This is a genomic window from Mesorhizobium sp. M1C.F.Ca.ET.210.01.1.1 (assembly GCF_004791585.1).
In the GTDB taxonomy this organism is placed as follows: Bacteria; Pseudomonadota; Alphaproteobacteria; order Rhizobiales; family Rhizobiaceae; genus Mesorhizobium.
On record NZ_SRUU01000023.1, the window covers coordinates 86,115 to 105,497 of the forward strand.

Annotated in this window: 19 protein-coding genes and 1 pseudogene; 4 read left to right on the forward strand and 16 right to left on the reverse strand. The window is 59.0% G+C overall.

What is annotated here, in order from left to right; genetic code table 11:
* Nucleotides 1–840: 840 nt before the first annotated feature.
* Both nifA and EN853_RS23320 read left to right on the forward strand, forming a co-directional pair.
* A pseudogene (gene nifA / locus EN853_RS23315) lies at nt 841–1,884 on the forward strand (nif-specific transcriptional activator NifA); the annotation flags it as partial.
* A gap of 582 nt (nt 1,885–2,466) precedes the next feature.
* The gene (locus tag EN853_RS23320) at nt 2,467–3,033 is read left to right on the forward strand and encodes a sugar O-acetyltransferase (RefSeq protein ID WP_024505228.1); all 567 of its coding nucleotides are present in this window, start codon (nt 2,467–2,469) and stop codon (nt 3,031–3,033) included.
* A gap of 307 nt (nt 3,034–3,340) precedes the next feature.
* On the opposite strand, the gene EN853_RS23325 is transcribed toward EN853_RS23320, so the two are convergent.
* The 15 genes from EN853_RS23325 to EN853_RS23390 all read right to left on the reverse strand — a co-directional run bounded on the left by EN853_RS23325 (nt 3,341) and on the right by EN853_RS23390 (nt 14,842).
* Nucleotides 3,341–4,234: an SIR2 family protein gene (locus EN853_RS23325; protein ID WP_024505229.1), complete on the reverse strand. Its 894-nt coding sequence runs from the start codon at nt 4,232–4,234 to the stop codon at nt 3,341–3,343.
* A gap of 34 nt (nt 4,235–4,268) precedes the next feature.
* Nucleotides 4,269–4,481, reverse strand: a complete 213-nt coding sequence (gene nifT, locus EN853_RS23330) for a putative nitrogen fixation protein NifT (protein ID WP_024505230.1) — start codon at nt 4,479–4,481, stop codon at nt 4,269–4,271.
* Nucleotides 4,478–4,798 carry a nitrogen fixation protein NifZ gene (locus EN853_RS23335; RefSeq protein ID WP_024505231.1) on the reverse strand — a complete coding sequence of 107 codons (321 nt, stop codon included), beginning with the start codon at nt 4,796–4,798 and terminating at the stop codon, nt 4,478–4,480. Before EN853_RS23335 ends, nifT begins: the two co-directional genes overlap by 4 nt.
* Nucleotides 4,799–4,883: 85 nt before the next feature.
* Complete coding sequence (locus EN853_RS23340; protein ID WP_024505232.1) at nt 4,884–5,078, reverse strand: 4Fe-4S binding protein; 195 nt, start codon at nt 5,076–5,078, stop codon at nt 4,884–4,886.
* 29 nt (nt 5,079–5,107) lie between these two features.
* Nucleotides 5,108–6,589 (reverse strand): nitrogenase cofactor biosynthesis protein NifB, encoded by a 1,482-nt coding sequence (nifB, locus tag EN853_RS23345; protein WP_024505233.1) that lies wholly within the window; start codon nt 6,587–6,589, stop codon nt 5,108–5,110.
* A gap of 273 nt (nt 6,590–6,862) precedes the next feature.
* Entirely contained in the window at nt 6,863–6,934 is a 72-nt protein-coding gene (locus EN853_RS34380) for a helix-turn-helix domain-containing protein (RefSeq protein ID WP_245467364.1), read from the reverse strand.
* A 700-nt stretch (nt 6,935–7,634) separates the two neighbouring features.
* Nucleotides 7,635–8,216 (reverse strand): alpha/beta fold hydrolase, encoded by a 582-nt coding sequence (locus EN853_RS23355; protein WP_287152319.1) that lies wholly within the window; start codon nt 8,214–8,216, stop codon nt 7,635–7,637.
* Between the two features lie 396 nt (nt 8,217–8,612).
* Entirely contained in the window at nt 8,613–8,912 is a 300-nt protein-coding gene (locus tag EN853_RS23360) for a ferredoxin family protein (protein WP_024505235.1), read from the reverse strand.
* A 12-nt stretch (nt 8,913–8,924) separates the two neighbouring features.
* On the reverse strand, nt 8,925–10,229 hold the full coding sequence (locus EN853_RS23365; protein WP_126080604.1) for an FAD-binding protein: 1,305 nt from the start codon (nt 10,227–10,229) through the stop codon (nt 8,925–8,927).
* A 10-nt stretch (nt 10,230–10,239) separates the two neighbouring features.
* The gene (locus EN853_RS23370) at nt 10,240–11,349 is read right to left on the reverse strand and encodes an electron transfer flavoprotein subunit alpha/FixB family protein (protein ID WP_126063815.1); all 1,110 of its coding nucleotides are present in this window, start codon (nt 11,347–11,349) and stop codon (nt 10,240–10,242) included.
* Between the two features lie 16 nt (nt 11,350–11,365).
* Complete coding sequence (locus tag EN853_RS23375) at nt 11,366–12,217, reverse strand: electron transfer flavoprotein subunit beta/FixA family protein (protein ID WP_126063816.1); 852 nt, start codon at nt 12,215–12,217, stop codon at nt 11,366–11,368.
* 188 nt (nt 12,218–12,405) lie between these two features.
* Entirely contained in the window at nt 12,406–12,783 is a 378-nt protein-coding gene (gene nifW, locus EN853_RS23380; RefSeq protein WP_024505239.1) for a nitrogenase stabilizing/protective protein NifW, read from the reverse strand.
* 180 nt (nt 12,784–12,963) lie between these two features.
* Nucleotides 12,964–14,175, reverse strand: a complete 1,212-nt coding sequence (gene nifS, locus EN853_RS23385; protein ID WP_126063817.1) for a cysteine desulfurase NifS — start codon at nt 14,173–14,175, stop codon at nt 12,964–12,966.
* 158 nt (nt 14,176–14,333) lie between these two features.
* Complete coding sequence (locus EN853_RS34110) at nt 14,334–14,504, reverse strand: hypothetical protein (protein ID WP_165349961.1); 171 nt, start codon at nt 14,502–14,504, stop codon at nt 14,334–14,336.
* A 17-nt stretch (nt 14,505–14,521) separates the two neighbouring features.
* Nucleotides 14,522–14,842 (reverse strand): iron-sulfur cluster assembly accessory protein, encoded by a 321-nt coding sequence (locus EN853_RS23390; RefSeq protein WP_029356570.1) that lies wholly within the window; start codon nt 14,840–14,842, stop codon nt 14,522–14,524.
* 586 nt (nt 14,843–15,428) lie between these two features.
* Here EN853_RS23390 and EN853_RS23395 point away from each other — a divergent pair.
* Entirely contained in the window at nt 15,429–16,565 is a 1,137-nt protein-coding gene (locus EN853_RS23395; RefSeq protein WP_126063818.1) for a ChuX/HutX family heme-like substrate-binding protein, read from the forward strand.
* A gap of 156 nt (nt 16,566–16,721) precedes the next feature.
* On the opposite strand, the gene EN853_RS23400 is transcribed toward EN853_RS23395, so the two are convergent.
* Complete coding sequence (locus tag EN853_RS23400) at nt 16,722–17,954, reverse strand: MFS transporter (RefSeq protein WP_126063819.1); 1,233 nt, start codon at nt 17,952–17,954, stop codon at nt 16,722–16,724.
* 1,307 nt (nt 17,955–19,261) lie between these two features.
* On the opposite strand from EN853_RS23400, the gene EN853_RS23405 reads away from it, so the two are divergent.
* Nucleotides 19,262–19,383: leucine zipper domain-containing protein (locus tag EN853_RS23405; RefSeq protein ID WP_245474027.1), on the forward strand; the 122-nt coding region annotated here is incomplete at its 3' end.

Here is a 19,383-nt window from a genome sequence, read left to right on the forward strand (position 1 = left end):
CGCAAGGTGCGCGTCGCCATGAGCAACGCCTTCGCCATGGGCGGTACGAACGCAGTTCTGGCATTCAGGCAGGTGTAGAAGCCATGCAAGACGCCTCATTTGAGGTCACCTGTCGTATCTAGCTGCTTGAGGGGCGGGGCATTGTGATACAGGGAGAGCTGTGGGGTCCCTCCTTCTCGGCCTCGACGATGTGGAAGGAGCCTGTGCGGCGAAACGGGCTAGACGCCCCCAGGCCCAGAACTTGGGCGAAACCAACTCCCACCAAAGGACAGCCGGTTTAGTAGCCGAACAATGAAACCTCGCTCGACGAGCCGCCGTCTCTACTGTCTCCGGCCTCACGCGGTTGAAGCGAACAGCGCAGCAGCTACTGTTCCGCACAACTCGGATGGCAATTGGGACAAGTCCGCACATGTCGTCACGTACGCTGAACGCCGCAGGTACAGCCAAACTGGGGCGGGGCGTTTCTGCCGTTTTGATAGAATTCTATCAAACTGACAATTTTCCTTGCATAAATGCAAGGAGAGCTCGGTTGACTCCCCTCCTTTCTTGTCAAGGATGAGTTTGCAGGCTGCGGTGCGGCAGAAGCCGGACAGAACAGCGACCGGTCGAGTAAAGGCCTGCGCAAACCGCATATTGCGAGCGCCCGCGCGGAGGAAGACGCTCGTCCTGGTGAAAGGCAACGATGCTCAGGCGCCATTGCCATTTGCCGAGGGCGTCCGCGCGCCGAAAATTTCGAAGCAACAAAGGTGAGATCGAGAATGATGATGACGAAATACAACACAGCTCACCGTCCAGTGCAGTTCTACCGGCGGGTGGCGGAGTGGGATGGGCTGCCAAATGGAACGTAAAAAGATCAGCAAGGAGATGCTTGGCGATAGTCAGGCGCTGCGCAAGCTGCGTGAGCACCTTGTCAAGGTGGCCAAGGCGAAGACTACGGTCCTGTTGCGAGGTGAATCCGGAACCGGTAAGGAGCTGGTTGCCAAAGCCATTCACGAGCTCTCGCCTCGCGCCAAGCAGCCCTTCATCAAGGTCAATTGCGCGGCGCTCACCGAGACGCTTCTGGAATCTGACTTGTTCGGTCATGAGAAGGGTGCCTTCACCGACGCGAGCAGTTTGCGCAAGGGGCGCTTTGAGGCTGCCGACAAAGGCACATTGTTTCTGGACGAGATTGGCGAAATATCAGGTTCGTTCCAGGCTAAGCTGCTGCGTGTCCTGCAGGAGCAGGAGTTTGAGCGCGTCGGCAGCAACCACACCATTAAAGTTGATGTTCGCGTGATTGCCGCAACGAACAGGGACTTGGAAACGGCAGTTCAACGCAAGGAGTTCCGGCAAGACCTCTATTATCGCATCAACGTCGTCACTTTACGCGTGCCGGCATTGCGCGAAAGGCGAGGTGATATTCCGCTCTTGGCCGCTCAGTTTCTCAAGAATTTCAATACTGAGAATGATCACACGCTGACCTTCGCTCCCGAAGCGATTGAGGTGCTAATGAACTGCGAATTTCCAGGCAACATCCGAGAGCTCGAAAACTGCGTTCAACGGACGGCAGTTCTGGCGACGGGTCCATCAATCCTCAGAACTGACTTTGCCTGTTACGCGGATCAGTGCTTGGCCGCGGCGCTGTGGAAGAACGGACCGCCGACGTCAGAGAAGTCGACTACGATCCAGCCTTCCGCCGCCTGTGCCGCCCCGCCCGTCGGCGACGGGCAAGCGCCGATAGGCCCTGCCACGAGTCGTGGTAGGGTGCCCGATGCCGATACGGTCATTGCTGCCATGGAAAAGTGTGGCTGGGTGCAGGCAAAGGCGGCGCGCCTGCTCGGTTTGACCCCGCGCCAGATCGGCTACGTGCTGAGAAAACGCGGTATCGAGATCAAGCGTCTCTGAAACAACCCGCCGAGCAAGAGCTGGAGCAGGTCAAGCATTGGTGCTCTGGCGAGCCCATCGGCCAGGCTTACGAAGTGGGTGTGAACAGCGCTGCCAAGATTCCGGCCGTGTGCTTTCTACCACGTAGTCATACTGGGGCTCTGCGACTGACAAACTAAAAAGGAGTAATCCTATGGCTAGTAACTTCGCTCTACACCGCAAGGCAAATCAATTCGACGTGCCTGGATCCAGAAATAATCGATGTATTATTGGTGACACGCCAGCATGCGTAGAGGCGACGCGCAGATCTCCGCTGGCGGGACCTGGTCGATACATTAGCTGATGGCTTACCGCTCGATATCACGCAATCTGAGATGGGCATGAAAGTGAGTTCGACCGCTGGACAGTTGCCGACCTCGTCAGGTATTGGCCCCTGCGACCGGTTGATCTGCGATATCCAAATTCGCGGAAGTTGGTCGAGACGAAACTGTCGCCCCGGCTCGTGACCGACCGCGCGCCCGGCAAGACCGAGTTACAAAGTTGCCGAGGCAGTTTGATGTGCGTTCCTGCATCACTGTACGGGACACGACCTGACGGGAGACTATGATGCGTAGCCAAAAAGAAAAGATGCTCGCAGGCGAGTTTTACAATGCGGCGGATCCGGAGATCCAAGCTGACCTGTTGGCCACCGGGGCTTGGCTCAAGCGGTACAATGATACGCTGGGGCAGACCACGGGGCATTGGCATGAGCTTTTGTCCGAGCGGCTGGGAGAGGTTGGGCGCGGAACGGTCATCCGTCCGCCCTTTTTTTGCGACTACGGATTCAATATCCGCATTGGAGCCAATGCCTACATCAACTTCAACTGCGTTATTCTTGACGTGGTAGAGGTCAAAATCGGGCAAGGAACGGCAATTGGGCCTGCTGTGCAGATTTATACCGCCGATCATCCACATGATGCCGAGCAGCGGCAGGCCGGCCTGCAGGTCGGGCGTCCTGTTCACATTGGCAGCCGTGTCTGGATCGGCGGTGGAGCAATCATTCTGCCTGGCGTCACGATTGGTGATAATGCAGTGGTAGGCGCTGGCTGCGTGGTCACACGAGATGTTCCCGCCGGGGCAAAGGTAGTGGGAATTCCTGCTCGCGTGGCCGACCCACATAAACAGGCATAATCAACCTCGTTGACCCTGGAGGTGCATGCGAACTGTCGAAACTGTGCCGAATTTTTGTCGAAGCCATTGAGCGCTGCATATGTTGTCGCGACTCGGGCGCTTCAGTTCTTTTGCCACGGGGGTCACAAGATCATGTGCGTAATGCCGCCGCAACGTGCTCACGTCCCGCAGCAGCGGACCCTTTCACATCGCCCAACGAATTCAGAGCCTACGTTGTGCTGCCACTAGCATTACTACTCACGAATGTATTCCCAACTGAGTTTTCGCCCTTGGAGGCAAGCAGCGACTCACCAGCAATCGCCGGCCATTAATCCTGGCTAGCATCGACCCCGACGAGGCGAGCCGCGGCGTTGCGGATCGGCATGTCGATGACCGTGATTGCGCCTTCGGCAAGGAAACGACGTTCGTTTCTGGTCAGCGTAGCCGAATCGATCACCGCAAAATGTGGGCCAGTGGAGCGCTTCATCAGCTGTCTGGCATATGTGCGCAGCATCTGATCGTTGAAGCGGCAGCCCACGAAGAAAAAACCCCGGTTGACGCGCCGTTGCTTCACCGCGTCCGGGATCGGCGTCTGGATATCAATTTCGGTTAGGACTTCGACGTAATCGGAATCAGCCACGAGGAAGTTTGCCGCCGGCCTGACGCTGCCGTGCGGCGCATAGAGCACCGTCCTAGCCACTTGTTCGGCCTCGAGTTCTGTTCCTGACAAATCGTAAGTTCTCGTCCAGATGTTACCGATTCCGGTCGCGCGCGTCGTTCCTTGTATCTCGACAACGTCTGTTTGGCCGGCCTCTGCAAGGGCTGCTCGCATGGCGCCATCGTACCAGCTGTCGATGATGACAGACAGTTGAAGGGTTGCGAGCCAGGCGTGAAGAACGGTCGGCTCGGCGGGGGCTGCGAATATCTCCGCCATCCACGCTTGGAGAGTCCGACGATGTCGGCGCTGCTCGATAAACTGCGCGACCGACCACATATTGGTGCGAATCCTGGAAGGGGCAGGCGCCCGCTTGTTGAGGGCCGCGGCGACATCTTCAGGGGTGCAAGGTACAGGTGATTCCGGTGGGTTAAGCTGCAGAAGACCAGGACCGAGATAGGGGATCACTCGATCGGCCTTGAGAGCGCCGTTCAGCAGGTCAATCAGTTTTTTGGCAAAACTGCCCCGGACGACGACGAGATGGTCCCAGCTCAGCATCGTGTTCATACGCGTTTCCTCTCCGCCACTGAACCCACCGGCATCAGGCCCCGTCGGAAATCTTCATCGCCTCGACGGTGATCGGCAAACGCGTGTCGCGCGGAAGGTCGGGCAGCATGAGCCGCCAACCGTTCCTGAGCGTCACGGTCCCGCCCCATAAGTCAGCGTTCTCAATCTCGGTGATCGGCTCTTCGAGATCCTTCTTGGGGACATAAGCCGACAAGCCAGTAGCGGTCCTGCGAATCATTACTTTCATCCGGCTGTTCCCCCGTTGGAAATGCCTTCAGCTCCGCAGGGAACCTCGACTTTGTCGAGGCTAATGAGTTCGCGCGCTCGCATGCCGACGACCGTGCCACGATCGATCCATTCGACCGCATAGATGAAGAATTGCTGGAGAAAGGTTCCAATGTCGCGCACGTAGCCTTCGTCGCCCTTCCGCACGAGGTTTTCGCCGATCTCCTTGCCGGGATAGGTGCCGTCGTTTTTTATGTGGCGTATCGCACGGACCCGCTCACCCTGCATGAACCGTGGCGGTCTGCCGATTTCGACCTCCTGTTCGCGTCTGGACCACATGCTGTCCATTCCTTTCTCGAGGCTTTTGTTGTGGTCGCGGGTTGCAGGCGTCGTCGTGCGGCGAACCCGACCGTTTCGGTAGGAATCAAGCGGGAACGCAGGTTTTCGGTACCGGACAGACCGACACGCATTGCTGCGTATCGAAGGCCTCCTTGCATTCGGTGCACTTGTTTGGATCGATCACATAGGCGTCGCCCTTGAACTTGATCGCTTCCGAAGGACATTCGAACTCGCAGGCCCCGCATTGGGTACATTGGGATGCGATGATCTTTAAAGCCATTCTAACTCCTGGTTATCGGACGAGACGGCTCAGGCCGTCGCCGCTAGTGGTCTGATCCCAAACTCTGCCGCGTAAAGTGCGCTGACTGCGGTCTCGATGTAGTCATGGCCATAGGCGTCGGTTACGCGCAGTCCAGCTCGCGAGAGTTGTTCCTTCGGGCGATTTCCGATCTTGGCGCATAGCACTATGTGTATGCCTTCGAGCGCTGCGATGACGCCCTCGAGGATGGCGTCTTCGCCCCCGCCTCCGAGGCAATACCGCTCGACCTTCCGATGCCCGACCAAGCTGATCCCTCTAGGCGAGACTTCATAAACCTGGAATTCCTTCGCGTGGCCGAAGTGTTCGTTGACCCGTCCACCTCCCTTAGTGGCCACCGCAACCAGAAGCGACTTTTCGGAGTCTGTTGCCTTGACCATACCGATGGCCTCGCTCCTCGCCGCCTCATGATCACGGCGCTCGTGTGCGACCACCTGCCGATAGGCCTGACGCTTGCCAGCATCGTAGGCGACATCGTCGGGAATCCCGTCCAGCGTGAATTCCTGGCCACGATCTTCACCGAGCAGGCCGACAGCATCTGCCCGGCACTGCCGGCAGTGGCGCATCAACTTGGCGCCACCTTCAAGTCGATCCTGAAGAGCCATCATCTCCATTGCCGTTGGGCCGCGCTGCCCGATGAGTCCGTAGTGGGTACCGTGCGCCGGGTCCGAAATCAGAGGCATCACGTTGTGCAGAAACGCGCCCCGCTCCCTGACCATTTTGTTCACCTCAAACAGGTGCTGGTCGTTCACTCCAGGAATCATCACCGAGTTGATTTTGGTGAGGATGCCGCGCGCGCTCAGCATCTCCAGGCCCAGCATCTGCCGCGCGTGCAAGATTCGAGCGGCTTCGATGCCGAAGTAGCGGCGATTTTCATAAAAGATCCATGGATAGATCTTCGCGCCGACTTCCGGGTCGACCATGTTGATGGTGACCGTCACGTGATCAACATTCATTTCGGCAAGCTCGGCGACATGGTCCGGCAGCACGAGCCCATTAGTGGAGACGCACAGCTTTATGTCGGGGATTTCCCTGATGACGCGGTCGAGCGTTGCCTTCGTTTTCTCCCAATCGTAACAGGCATCCCCCGGCCCAGCGATGCCAAGAACCGAAAGCTGCGGAACTTTGTTGGCAACGGCGATGACCTTGCGTAGCGCTTGGTCGGGCGTCAACTTCTCAGACACAACACCAGGCCGGCTCTCGTTGGCGCAATCGTATTTGCGATTGCAATAGTTGCACTGGACATTGCAAGCCGGCGCGACCGCCACATGCATACGCGCGAAATAATGATGCGCTTCCTCCGAAAAGCAGGGGTGATCCTTGATCCTTTCCCAAATAGCCGGATCCCCTTCGCCCGGGCTGGTCGGCGACGAGCCGTAGGAGGACGATGCGCAGCCACCGGATTTCGCGGCTGCCAGAAAACCCTCGGATGTCGTGCTAGTCGGCCCCTCAATCGAAACTGTCGGTGAGGACATCAAACGGCTCCGTTGCTGGTAACGTCGCGGTTCAAGGTGCAAGAGCCATACCAACTGAAAAAAGCGGCTTCAGTTCACTATTCGGGTCGATATCGCATTGTGTCAGGCCGGCGCGACACAATTTTGTCCTGCTTGCGACAGTGCAAGTCCAAATCCGTTCAGAAGCACGAAGCACTCCTTGTCGCGCACAGGGCGCGCAAGACCACTGGCCTGACGATTGGCTCATCAGGCTCTTAGAATTTCCTTCACCTCGATACTATGCCGGCGTATCGCCTAGCCGACTTGTCGCAGCTTGAGGCCGAGAATTCGAGCCGCATTAGCCTGAACCCAGCCGGCCTTCTCCATTGTGTCGATCAGCCGTCACGCTCCGTCCGCCGCGGTCTCAGCCCCCGTCCGGCCGTATCGTTAGAATCGCAAGTGGCTATCTCGTGTTCAGGGGGCGCCGATGCGCCGAACCGGCATCGTGCTGGCCCGTGAGAGCTCGTCGATGACATTGCCACGTTCCGAAAGATTGGTTCCTTCCAGAGGAGAACGCCAAGCACGCAGTTCTCCGGCTCGGACGTTGCCGGGGAAATAGCATTGCGAGATCAGCTCAACTGCCGACGGCGCAAAGCCATGGTTCTCCATATTTCAAGGGTAAGCGCTGTGTCCTTCCAGGAGGACCCGCGATCTGTGGGCCTGCCGATTCTGAGGTGGATCGGAGATCGGCTTGTGTCTGAACTTGAACTTACGATTGACCCTGAGCGGCAGCCTCGGCGTTTTCGAGGGTGATCAACGGCGCTGTTGGTCGGCGGCATTGGTCGATGGACGACAAGGCACGGAGTCATTCCGAGACCCTGGAGCCGACGCGGTGATCTCGGAGGTTGCCCGGCGCTACGGGCTGCGGCCGCGGCGGAACGCTCGCAAGCTTGCGACGTCGGCAGGACAGGCCACTCCCGCCTAGTGGTTTCGGTGGCGCCACCGGAACGACCCGTTGGGCCTATCCGTGCACCAGAGCTCAAGGCCACGGCCTGAGAATCGGCCGCCGCTCACCCTACTTGGTTCCTCAGCCGACTGCGCTAAGAAGGAGAGCAACTTCCGTCGGCGCGAGGATCATTGCGTCGTGGCCAGTGGCGAGTTCCTGCCACGCCCAGCCATCCTGCTTCGCGACCCATTCTCGCGCTCCCGCCATCGGCGGGTGGAGTGGATTAGTGCAGACGACATAGGTTCGGGGTCTGCCGTTGCCGAGCGGGTGCTCGAGCTTAAGTCCGCTTTCGTAGGTGCCTGCCGGATGCGGTGTTATCCGGCGCCGCACCCAGTCCGTGAGCGAGTGTCCCTCGGGAATGCCGAATGCTGTTGGCGGCGGAGTCGGCATGAAGATACCCCGTCCTTCCTCCGCAACCAATTTTCGACGGGCCGCGACGATGTCGGGGGGCATGGTGCTGAATACACTTTGACCGCTCTCGACGATGGCGCTGTCGAGATAAACGAGATGGCTGATATGGTCGGGTATCCGGTCGGCGGCGCCGGTGATGCTGATGCCGCCTAGACTGTGACCGACAAGGATCACATCGCTCAGCTCTTCCGTCACAATGTGGTTGACGATGTCGGTCACGAATGTGTCGGGCGTGATGTCCTTGCACAGCAAACGTGCGCGTTCGCCGACACCTGGTCGGCGTGGTCACGTGGCATCCCATCTTGCGAAGATTGGCAGCCACGTCCCGCCAACACCATCCGCCATGCCAGGCACCATGCACTAGCACATACGTCTTTGCCATGGGTTGTGCCGTTCCACTTGCTCACCGGCCGTTGTGGCTGCCATCCGGCACGATGGCCGGGCGTTGTCCCAAAGGGGCTCGACCACGTGACCGGTGGTAAGTCCGGCGCACAGGGCAGCGCCGTGGCCTGAGGACACCGCTAACGAGTCAAGGAAATTTGAATTGCGAAAGGCCAATATTCACTAGCTCTTTGCAAGTGGATGGAGAGGCTCATGGTGTGCCGCAGTTGCTCGCTGCCGGCATGCTCTTGGCACGGTCCCGGCTGATCATCCGAACTTGAACAGGACACCAAAGCCGCCGCGCGGATAGTTCCACTCGATGTCGCCGCCTTTCTCGCACAATATCCGGCAGGTGCCGCATTCCATGCAGCCGTCGGCGGTGATCTCGACTTGACCCTTGTCATTCAACTCATAGCATTTCGCCGGACAGACGTAGGTCAACGCAAGCAAGTTCGCGCTTGGCTTGTCGTGCGGTCGCACTATAATATGGGGGCGGCCGGAATCGACCAGATAGCGGTTCTGGTAAAGTTTGTCCTCGACACGAACCTTCGTCACTGCGATCGTCATCTTGTACCCTCTTCAGCGCCATGCCAATGCCAGGCGGACCGCGTCGCTGACCAACCCCCAGCGCGAGCGCGCGTTGATGAAGGCGGCCGTGGTGTTCTTTTCCTTCTCGATCTTCGGCGTGCCGTCGACACGCATGAAGTTCTGAGCGGCATGCGACATCAGCCGCGGATAGCTGTCAAAAAAGTTGCTGGAATTGGTGTGGAGCAAGGCTGGCATGTCCTTGTATTTCTTAAGATCCTTGATCACAAAGGAGTCATCCAGCATCGTCTTGTAGAGCGCAAGGTTCGCTTTGGTCATAGGACCGTTGCGGCTTTTGACTTTGATGATCGCCTCAGCCGCGACACGACCCGAGGTCATGGCAAGGTTCGAACCCTCACGGTGAATGGCATTGTTCAGTTGCGCTGCGTCGCCGACGATGACCCAACCGTCGCCGAAGAGCTGCGGAATGGCCTTGTAACCACCTTCGGGGATAAGATGGGCGGCATATTCTTTCACCTCCGAGCCAGCGATCAGCGGCCGGATCGAAGGATGGTTTTTCATCGCATCCAGGAGGGCGGACGGGCTCTCCATCGTCGCGGCGAAATCCGAGACCAGGCAGCCGATGCCGAGTGATATCGACTCCTTGTTGGTGTAAAGGAAGCCGAGCCCGGCCATGCTGCGAGAGATCGTGCCCACGGCCTCGATTACGCAGCCTTCATCGCCCTTGACCCCGAACCGCTGGCCAATGACCTCTTCGGGCAAGAAATGCATTTCCTTGACGGCAAGCGCCACGGTCTCCGGCTTCGGCATCTCGCGCAGGCCTGCGCGAGTGCCAAGCAATCCCGACACCCCTTCTGCGAGAACGACCACATTCGCGAAGACCACTCCGCCAGCCCGGTCTGTGCGGACGCCGATCACCTTGCCATTGCCATCACGGACGAGTTCCGTCGCGGTCGTCTCACACAGGACCGTCGCGCCAGCCTCGCGCACCTTGCGGGAAAACCATTTGTCGAACTGGGCGCGAATGATCGTGTAGCGGTTGGGTTTCGCCTCATTGAAGTCGTCCGACCGGTAATGAATTCCGGTGTGAGACGTGTCGTCCAACACCCAAAGTCGCTGTTCGACCAGGTGCCGCTCGAGGGGCGCATCATCCCGGAAGTCCGGGATGATCTTCTCCAGCATGTTCGCGTACATTATGGCACCCTGGACGTTCTTAGAGCCCGGATATTCCCCGCGCTCCAACTGCAGTACCTTCAGCCCCTGGCTTGCCAAAGTGTAAGCAGCTGCGTTTCCAGACATGCCGGCTCCGACCACTATGGCATCGAATTGTTCAATCATGTCCTCTCCCTCAACTCGCAAGCTTGTCTCGACTGTGCGGCGACAGCCGCCGGGTGAAGGCTTCCGTCAGTGCGGGCAGGAAGCGGATTGCATCCGTGACGATCCCGAGGTGGGCGAACTCGAAAATCGGCGCGTTCGGATCGGTGTTGATCGCGACGATGAGATCGGCCCCCTCGACCCCAACTCGGTGCTGGATGGCGCCGGAAATTCCGGCCGCGATGTAAAGCTTCGGTCGAATGGTCTTGCCAGTTTGTCCAATCTGTCGATCAGCCGGCATCCAGCCCTTCTGGACCAAGGGGCGCGAACAGCCATGCTCGGCGCCGATCGCTCGGGCAAGATTCTTCACAAGCTGAAGGTTCTCCGCCGCTCCGAGACCGAGGCCTCCCGCAACCACGACATCCGCATAGGCAAGATTTGCCATTGCCGACTGGTTATCCGGTAGGAAGCCGAGGACTTTGGTGACGATATCGTCCTCAACGAGCGACAGCTTGTGCCGCATGACACGCCCGACCGGCTTATCCACCCGTTGCGGCATAGGCATGACCCTTGGTCGCACCGTCGCCATTTGCGGCCGGTAATTTAGTGTATAGATCGTACACAACAATGAGCCACCAAAAGTCGGACGGGTCGCGGCGAGTGAACCGTCGGAATCTACATCAAGTTCGGTGCAGTCGGCCGTGAGCCCCGTCTGCAGGGTCGTCGCTACCGAGCCTGCAAGATCCCTGCCCAGTGTGGTCGCGCCGAGAAGGAGGATTTCGGGTTTATGGGTATTGACCAGATCCGTGAGCGCCTTGGCGAACGGCTCGTTCCGGTAGTCGGCGAGCGGCGGCGCATCGACGATGTAGACAAGATCCGCCCCGTAAGCGAAGGCCTCGGCAACAGCGTCCTCGACCATCTCGCCCGGCGGTCCCAGCACGACGCCCGCGAGCTGGACTTCAAGCTTGTCGGCCAATTTGCGGCCTTCGCCCAGCAGTTCGAATGATACAGGATGCACATTGCCGCGTTCGAGCTCGAGGAAGACCCACACGTGCCGGTAGTCTTTGAAATGGTCGGGAAGTTCTTTCTTTACACCGGCACGGCCGGGGGCAATGCGAGGGGTGGTTTGGCTTGCGGTCGACATTTTCTGCTCCTGGCCGTCACGTGCCGCTGTTGAAGGCCAGCTCATGTTCCAGCGCCGGCCGGCGGGTTAAGATATCGGCGATGAGTTCATCGGCTATGTCCTGCAAGCCCCTTTCCGCGGTGTCGATCTGCGCCGCCCTTTCTGCCCGTGCGGTGGGGGCGAAAACACGCTTGACGACTGTAGGCGAGCCACGCAGACCGCACCGGGTGAGATCGTCAATGCCGGCGTCGGCTGCAGTCCACTTCACGACTTGCCTGCGCGCCGCGCACAGAGCCTGCTGGAGCGAGCCCCGGCGGATTTCGTTGGTGTCTTCCAGCATGGTAATGAGGCAAGGGAGTCTGCTCTTCAGCAACTGGGTGCCGCCTTCGGCGCGACGCGCGACTTCGATCTCTCGCGTATCGAGATCGATGGAGGCAATCTTCGCGACATAGGTAAGTTGCGATAAATCTAGGCGCTTGGCTATGCCCGGTCCGACCTGGGCGGTATCGCCGTCAATCGTCTGCTTGCCGGTGAAGACGATGTCCGGCCTGCCGAAAGTCTCCCCAATTTTTGCGATTGCTTGCGAAAGAGCAAAGGAAGTCGCCAGCGTATCGGATCCGGCAAAATAGCGGTCCGTCAAGAGAACTGCTCGGTCAGCACCGTAACCGAGCGCCTTTCGCAGCGAGTCCTCCGCCATGGGCGGACCCATTGTGAGCACAGTAACCTCGCCACCATGAACGTCGCGCAGTTTGAGCGCTTCTTCGAGGGCGAACAGGTCGTAAGGATTGATGATGGTCGGAACACCCTGACGCATGATCGTGTTCGTCACCGGGTGCACGCGGATCTGTGCCGAATCCGGCACCTGCTTGATGCAGATTACGATATGCATTGGCGGTTTCTCTAAGCTCCCAGTCCGGATTCGTGCTTGGCGGTTCGCCTCATTGCCTGCATCGTTCATGCCAAGTCGTCTTCCTGCCTCTATTCCAGAAGGTGGCTTCGTTTGCTTCCGAGGAGGCGTCATGAGGACTGGATTTGTCGACTTCTCGACATTGTCGCGTCGCAGCCGTGTCGGGCTCATTACTTTCCGAACCGCTTCAGTGCAGAGTCGAGCGGGACGAAGGCGCGGCCAGGTGCGGGACATATGTTTGGATCGTGGTCCCTTAGCACCTTGAACACACGTTGCGTGAGCGGCGAGGAAGTCGCGAAATCTTCGTAGGCGCGTTCCAGCTTGGCGCGCACCCGCGCGGCGATTACCTGGTTAGGCAGACCGGAGAAATCTTCTTCGGCAAGGTATTGGCCCACGCGCTTCATGATATGGAGCCGCGAGACATTCATCACTTTCGGGTCGTAGGAGACGCCAAGGCAGGCGAAGAAGTCCTCCGCGGCCGACAGGCCCTTCAGTCGCGCTAGGATATCGGTGCGATCGATCGGGCGGCTATCAGCGGAGCAGTTCATTGTATTCTCCCGGCGCGTAATTGTGGTGTCGATGCATTGGTGACATTGCTGACGGCGTGCCGACCTCTGGCACGGCGGCTGGGCAAGAGACTTGGCGATCTCAAGCTTTTCTGAAGTGGTGAAGGCGACCCCGAGTTTGACTGCTCTCCATTGCGCAGGGTCGTCACGTTGAGGAAGACCTCACGGCTCGTCGGCTATTGTGCCGCTCGGACCCGGGCCGGAATGAAGCTGTTCTGCACCTCGCCCGCACAGTCCAGCACTGGGAACGGCCCGTAGCTTCTCGGTGATCGCAGGCAGGACCTCAAGCACGCGGTCTACGTCATCTTCGCCGTTGTCACGCGACAAGGAGAAGCGGACTGCCCCACATGCCGCGTTCATAGCGATCAGAACATGGCTCGGTTCCAGTGAGCCAGAGGCACAGGCGGACCCGGCGGAACAGGCGATTCCCAGCCGGCTCAGGACAATTGGAATTGCATCGCCTTCGATACCTTCGAATCCAATGTTTGCAGTGTTTGGCAATCGCTCTTGCGGATCGCCGTTGATGGATGTGTTTGGGATGCGCTGGATGATCCCGTTCTCAAGGCGGTCGCGCAACCATTTTATTCGTTTTGTCTCGTCCATGAATTTCAAGGCGAGTTCGGCCGCCATGCCCAGTCCGACTATGCCGGGTGTGTTTTCAGTGCCTGCACGCCGGTCGCGCTCTTGGTGCCCACCCTTGATCATGGAGGAGAAGCGCACGCCACGTCTTACATAAAGCGCGCCTATCCCCTTTGGACCATGCAGCTTGTGGGCGGAGAGCGACAGCATGTCGATCGCGGTCGATTTCAGCTCAATCGGAAGCCTTCCGACCGCCTGCACTGCATCAGTGTGGAAAAGCGCGCCGACTTCCCTGGCTAGATCGGCAAGCTTAACCACGGGAAAGATCGTACCGGTCTCATTGTTCGCCCACATTATCGAGACGATTGCCACTTGTGGAGTGAGAGCGGTTCTGTAGGCGTCCAGGTCGAGCCGGCCGTGGTGATCGACTGGGATAATGTGCACCTTGACGCCGCGCGTCTTTTCAAGGTGCGCGCACAACTTCAGAACGGCCGGATGTTCAACCGCGGAAGTCACTATTTCCGTTCGGTCGGGCATCACCTCCAGCGCCGAAAGGATGGCTGTACTGTCGCTTTCAGTCCCGCCCGAGGTGAAGATGATCTCGTCCTCGAATCCCGCGCCGATGAGGGCTTGCAACTGTTGCCTCGCCTTTCTCACGGCTTCAGCAACCGATGCGCCATAGGCGTGCATGGACGAATGATTGCCAAATTGCTCCGTAAAGAAAGGCAACATCGCTCCAACGACTGCAGGATCAACCCGCGTCGTTGCGTTGTTGTCGAGATAGACAGGGTTCATGGGAGTGATCCTTCAACTGCTGAAATGATTCAAGGGTAGGCGGGCCATTGAACCTCTGGCGCATATCGTATCTGGTAAGGTGGGCGGCCGGGCGAGCGATGGCTTGGCTGACCGGTCGCTGTCGACATTGCCCTTTGGTGGCGGCATCTGCCGGGAATTCAGCTGTTTCGGGCAATTTTGTTTGCTTGCCCACGGCAACGATCGATGATCGCGATTTGGCGCATCACCGAACGCAATTGTTCCGGGCCGACAGTGCGTGTCGGCCGGTTCCAGAGCGCCGGCGGTGCCGGTTCGACGCAGTATTCCTTGGCGTCGCTATAGTCGAACATAGCCTGTTCCCTCGCAATCATTTGCAGGACTTGCCGCAGCCGCACGTCTCACGCGCATTGGGGTTATCGAAAACAAAGCCGGATGTTTCGAGCCCAGTGACGAAGTCCACGGTCATGCCGGCTGCATGGGGTTGGGAGCCTCTATCCATGAACACCTTGAGCCCATCTCGCTCGATGATCGCATCGCCCTCACGTGAGACGCTCTCCAGGCCCATTGAGTATTGGAAGCCGGCGCAGCCGCCGGCATGGACCATGATGCGAAATCCTTCCGCCGGCTCGCTGGCGCGGTAAAGAGCGGCCTTGATGGCGGCAACAGCGTTGTCGGTGAGCGTAATCATGGCTCGATTTCTCCTCGGTCCGACGTTTTCGCGGATCATCTCGCATGGACCGTGCCAAAGGGAAGACGTGTCAAAAACCGTAGGACATCCCGACGTCTCTTATGCTCGATTGCTGGGGAGACGTCCGACAACCGACACTTACTGTCGGATTTGTCGCGTCCGCGTCACAGGAAGGGCGCCTGAGTTCGCGATGCACTCACGCGTAAAGCAATGAACAGAGCCAAAGATGTTCAGAGCTTGCCGCGGAGCAACTGGCACGATTTTTGTGAAGCCTTCGTTGCGGCGGCAAAATTGCCGGCCGATTCACCTTTGGGTTGCCCTCGCAATCGAAGAACGAAGGAGAGCAATATGATCCATCAGACCCGCCTTGAGTGGGAAAGCAGCACCGCCGGTGGTACCCGAATGCTCGATCGGCCGATTGGCGCCGACCACCCAACAATCGCTCTCTACCGGCGATTGGCCGCTGACCGCCCGGAGACAGGATTCGACTGGCATGTGCCTGACGATCGATCGCGTCCGCCGTGCACACCCCTGAGGCCCGTTTTTCGATCGATCGTCAAAAGAAGAACGGGGCAGGGGTAAAAACATGGATCAGCGCAAGAAGCGGTCGCCCAACGAAATCCGGCGTGCGTGGGAAGTCTGTCCGAACATTCCCGCGCGTGATTTCGCAGCCCAATTGGCCATTTCGGAAGCGGAACTGGTCGCGGCCCATTGCGGTTTCGGCGCGGCACGCATCGACCCGCGCGTCAATCACGTTCTGACGGGCCTCGAATTCGTGGGCGAAGTGACGGCGCTGACCCGCAATCAAGGTGCCGTGCACGAAAAGATTGGCGTCTTCAACAGAGTGATAACCGGCAACAATCACGCCATGGTCCTTGGTGACGAATTCGACCTTCGCGTCTTCCCGCAAGCTTGGAGGTATGGTTTCGCTGTTGAAAGGCGCCATCGCGGCGGAATCCAGCGCAGTTTGCAATTCTTCGACGCCACCGGCGCAGCAGTGCATAAGGTGCATCTCAGGCCGGTCTCCAACCTTCATGCCTATCGAAAGCTGGTGGCCGAGCTCGTATCCGCCAACCAGGAGCCGACCATGTCGCTTAAGGCGAGAGTAGCCGACCTGGGCGCGAGGACTGCGGACTGGGCCGGCACGGTGGACGACCTACGCGAGCACTGGAGCCGGCTGACTGACGTCAACCTTCTAAAGACGCTCAAGCTCAGCCGCTGCCAGGCTTTGCGCATGGTCGGCCAGGATTACGCTTGGCTGCTCGACAATGCCGCAGTTGGCGCCGTGCTCCAGCGTGCGGCCGAAGACGAATTGCCGATCATGTGCTTCGTCGGCAACCGAGGTTCTATCCAGACCCATTCCGGCTTAATCAAGTCGGTCAAGCAGATCGGGCCGTGCATCCATGTGCTGGACGAAACGTTCCGGCTGCATCTCAGGACCCACCAAATCCGTGAGGTTTGGGCCGTGCGCAAGCCGACCAATGACAGTCACGTCACCTCGCTCGAAGCATATGGGTCCGACGGCAAGATCATCATCCAGTTGTTCGGTGCGCGCAAGGAAGGCGAACGCGAGCGCGACGACTGGCGGGTTCTGGCGGAAAACCTGCCTCGTTTCCCCGACAGCTACATGAGAAAAGACCGATCGTCGTCGGTGGGACGCCGGCGCCCATCTGCCTCCGCAGCCAGTAGCCGGGCATTGAAGCCGAGACCGGGGACACGATGACGCAATAAGCGCGCTGTATTATCGCAACGCGATGAGCAGGAAGCAATTTGGCGCTGCCCCATCGACCGCATGGTTACGACGAAGCCGCGGCCTTTGGGCCGAGCTCAGAGGTGGCAATAGCGTGAACGCCGCCGACCGTCACTCCCCACCAGGCGGTCAGGTTTTGCGGTTCGGGCCGAGCAAAAATACTGTCAAGACAGCGAGGAACGTGGCAACCGCGCTGTAGACAAAGACACTGGCAATACCCGTGTGATCCACCAATAGGCCACCGAAAGTTGTGCCGGCTGCGATGGCCACTTGGAAGGTTATGACCATCAGTACACCAGCGCTCTCGGCCTGTTTCGGAGCGGCGCGTAGCACCATCCATGTCTGCAATCCGACCGGGACCGCGCCAAAAGCAAAGCCCCATACGGCAACTGCAATTGCCGAGGTCAAGGCCGATGCTCCCATAGTCAGGAGCGAGACAGCGGCTACGGCAATGAGCAGGGGCGGCAGGGCCGCGACCGCCTTGAGACTGTGTTTGGTGAGGAATGCGCCGGCTAAATTGCCGAAGACGCCGGCCGTGCCAAAAGCAAGGAACACGAGCGGGATTGACTTCTTTTCGAGCGCAGGAACGCTCTCGAGAAAGGCGCGGATGTAGGCGAAGCTGGCAAAATGGCCGGAAGCGACCAATAGCACGACTAGCACCGCAACCTTCATCGCCGGATTCTTCGCGACATCCAGCGGACTGCGGAATCTGCGCACTTCGATCGGAGGCAGTGGCGGAATGGTTACGAGTTGCACGAGCAGCGCAACGGCACTCACGATTGCGGCGACCTTGAACGAGGCTCGCCATCCCCAAATGTCACCGACATAAGCGCCGATTGGAGCCGCGCAGACGGAGGCGACAGAAACGCCGGTGAGGATGATCGACATGGCGCGCGGCATGAGGTGACTTGGAACCAGCCGCATCGCCAACGCTGCCGAAATAGACCAAAAACCACCAAGCGATATGCCAAGGACGACGCGTGCCGCCAGCAAAACCGGCAGCGACCCCGCAACCTCTGCCAGAACGTTCGACAGGATCAGCAGGAGCGTCATCGCCCAGATGACGACCCTGCGGTCCAGACGCTTTGTCACGATGGCGATTATCGGTGCCGAGATCGCCGCGACGATTGCGGTCGCTGTTAGCGCCTGTCCAGCCGTGCCCGTGGTGATACGGAGATCATGCGCGAGCGGTGTCAGAACGCTGGCGGGCAGAAACTCTGCCGTCACAAGCCCGAAGGTGCCGAAGGAAAGCGAAATGATGGCACCCCATGCAGGGCCAGAACGTTGATAGGGACTTTCTGGGTCAAGCCGATCTCGGTCGAACAAAGCCGCGTCCACTAAATCTGTCGCCGATTCGGTCATGAATGAGTTCTCCGGCTAGGAGCTGTTGCAGCAGGGGTGGCTACATCGCCGGGGATCAAAGCCGCGAGACCTTCCGGCGGCGGCCAGTCGGCATCAGTCGAGGCCTCGGCGCCCGACGCATCCGAGGCCTCATCGGAGGGCCGACGGACCCAACCGTCGACAATGCGGGAGAGTTCTCGGCGCGGTCGCATCGATCGCATTCGTCGAAGTGCGGTCTGTTCACTGCGAACCAAGCAAGCCGAACGCGGTGTCCTCGATCGAGGCCTTGATGGGGGGATGATCGACGATCTCTATATTGCTTTGAAGCAGGAAGTTCCGTCGCCATATGTGGTTATCCTGGCAGCCAGAATTGAGCGGTTGTCGCAAGCACCAAGGCGGTCGCAATGAGTGCAACGAGGCGGAAGTCTGATCGATGGCTGCGGTTCGATGGCCGCGCGATCGACAAAATTGAGGTGATGAGTTATCCCTTTTGAAGCCGTTGCTCCCAATTCTGGGATAAGGTAATTGCAGGCGGTCCCAGCAACGTCGGGCGGCCTTTTTGGTGATCGAATTCATGGGACGACACTCTCGGTCCGTGACGCATCTGCGAATGACTCCGCAAGTTCCGTGCCATCAACGACAAATCTGGCTCTGCTGAGCGGGTGGTGGAGGCACGAGCGTGGGCTATCCCAAGAGCTTGCCGCAAGGTTGTTCGAAGTTGAGGTGCCGGATAGACCGCAAATATGTCGGGCGGCCTGGGGTTGGCCAACACGAAGATGCGCAAGTTCAAAAGGACGAGCTGAACCCTTGCCGATATCCATCCGAGGCTGATCTGGAGAAGGTCAAGAACTGCGTCTTGAAGGCTTCCGCCGCACCGGCAAATGCTAAGCCAAGGTGCTGGGCAAGATGGACAGGGCCATCCAACCCGTCGACTGGACGCTCATTAATGGCGTCGGTGTGGCTCTGTAGCTGGCGAGAAAAACGCCCTGCTGAAAGACAAAAGCTCGTGTGGCCGGCTCTGAAGGACGGCCAGTGAGGCAGGCGAGGAGAGGCTATAGCCCATTCGTGTAGACTGATCTTGTCCCACGGAGGCGGCTAACCACCCCGCCAGACATCATCGAGGGGAGCGCCACTAGGCTTACCCCAAGTGTTGGTCATTTCCACCTGGGTGACCTCGGCCAAGTCACCAAGCCGCTTAGAGCAAGCTTTCGAACTGGATGCTCCCCGGGCACATGATCGGCTAGCTGTGAGCTTTCGGGAGGTTGTCCATTCGGACCGGACCGAGGAGACTGGAGTTACCACGCTTCAGCATCCATCGGAGGATCCGAATGAACATCCATAAGAATGCCCGTCTCACACCGCTGCGTCGAGAGGAGATGGCGCTGTCGGTGATAGAAGGCGCTTTCTCCAAAGCCCATGCGGCGCGTGTCTACGGCGTGTCGGCCAAGAT